This is a genomic window from Acinetobacter sp. ACNIH3, from assembly GCF_002918965.1.
GTDB lineage: Bacteria > Pseudomonadota > Gammaproteobacteria > Pseudomonadales > Moraxellaceae > Acinetobacter > Acinetobacter schindleri.
In genome coordinates this window covers 1-1339 of record NZ_PQLP01000124.1, presented here as the reverse complement: position 1 = coordinate 1339, position 1339 = coordinate 1, and the positions used below count along the sequence as shown (strand labels likewise).

Here is a 1339-nt window from a genome sequence, read left to right as displayed (position 1 = left end):
CGTTGGAGCGTAAAACTTCGGGGTTCAGCCCGAGGATATAAGCGACTGGCGTAAGCCATTAATGCGGTGTTTGCTGTTGCTGAATATAGTGTTTAATAATTCCGATTGGCGCACCTCCGCATGACGCAGCGAAGTAACTTGGGGACCACAGGGCATTGCCCCATAATTTGCTCTTAATTTCAGGATGCTTAGTGCGTAGAATGCGACTAGACGCACCTTTTAAGCTATTCACTAAACTAGAAATGGCGACTTTAGGTGGATAATTGACGAGCAAATGTACATGATCATGTTCACCGTCAAATTCTATCAATTCAGCTTCAAAGTCTAAGCAGACACGTTCAAATACTTCACGCATCGTTTCAAGCATGGCATTGGTGAAAACATCTCTACGATATTTCGCTACAAATACCAAGTGAATGTGCATATTAAAGACACAGTGACGGCCTGTTCTAATTTCTTGACTATTGTTCATAGACTAAATATATTCTAATGATGAAAACACTTAAATTACGTATAAGAAACAAACATTGCAAGGTGCTAGACCAATTGGCATCTGAGGTGAATTTTGTTTGGAATTATGTGAATGATTTAGGATTTAAACATCTCAAGCGTAAGGGTGAATTTCTATCGGCATACGATATTGCAGAATACACCAAAGGTACTTCTAAGGAATGCAACCTGCATAGTCAAACTGTTCAAGCCATTACAGAAGAACTTATTACCCGAAGAAAGCAATTTAAAAAAGCAAAGCTGAAATGGCGTGTAAGCAACAAAAAATCAGCAAGACGATCTTTGGGTTGGATACCATTTAAAAAATCAGGATTCAAGTATGCCGATGGCTGGGTTGAGTACGGGAAAACTAAATTCAACTTATGGGACAGTTATGGTATAGGCAAATACAAGGTTAAAACTGGCTCATTTGTTGAAGATAGTCGTGGGCGCTGGTATGTGTGCCTCGTGGTTGAATCACCTAAACAAGAAAAACCAATAGCAACCAAAGCCATAGGCATTGATTTAGGTTTAAAAGATATTGCCACCTGCTCTGATGGCGCAGTAATCACAAACCCTAAATTCTATCGGAAGTACGAACAGAAATTAGGGATTGCTCAACGATCAAGGAATAAAAAGCGTGTTCGTGCATTACACGCTAAGATTGCAAATTGTCGTAAAGATCATTTGCACAAAGCAAGCACCATGCTTGTAAAAAACAATGCACTAATTGTTGTGGGTGACTTAAGTGCCAGGAAACTAGTCAAAACTAAAATGGCAAAGTCTGTTTTAGATACAGGGTTTTCGGCACTAAAAACATTGCTCAAGTATAAATGCGAGAACGCAGGGG

The 1339-nt window shown here is 39.7% G+C and carries 2 protein-coding genes; one reads left to right on the top strand and one right to left on the bottom strand.

What is annotated here, in order from left to right; genetic code table 11:
• Positions 1-58 precede the first annotated feature (58 nt).
• Entirely contained in the window at positions 59-472 is a 414-nt protein-coding gene (tnpA, locus tag C3420_RS16995) for an IS200/IS605 family transposase (protein WP_004889908.1), read from the bottom strand.
• A gap of 20 nt (positions 473-492) precedes the next feature.
• Between tnpA and C3420_RS16990 the strand changes: the two genes are divergently transcribed.
• On the top strand, positions 493-1339 hold an 847-nt coding region (locus C3420_RS16990), incomplete at its 3' end, for an RNA-guided endonuclease InsQ/TnpB family protein (protein WP_103857261.1).

What these genes read in the sequence shown, in the direction of transcription:
- tnpA (WP_004889908.1), bottom strand. Translation starts at nt 472, where the DNA reads ATGAACAATAGTCAAGAAATTAGAACAGGCCGTCACTGTGTCTTTAAT.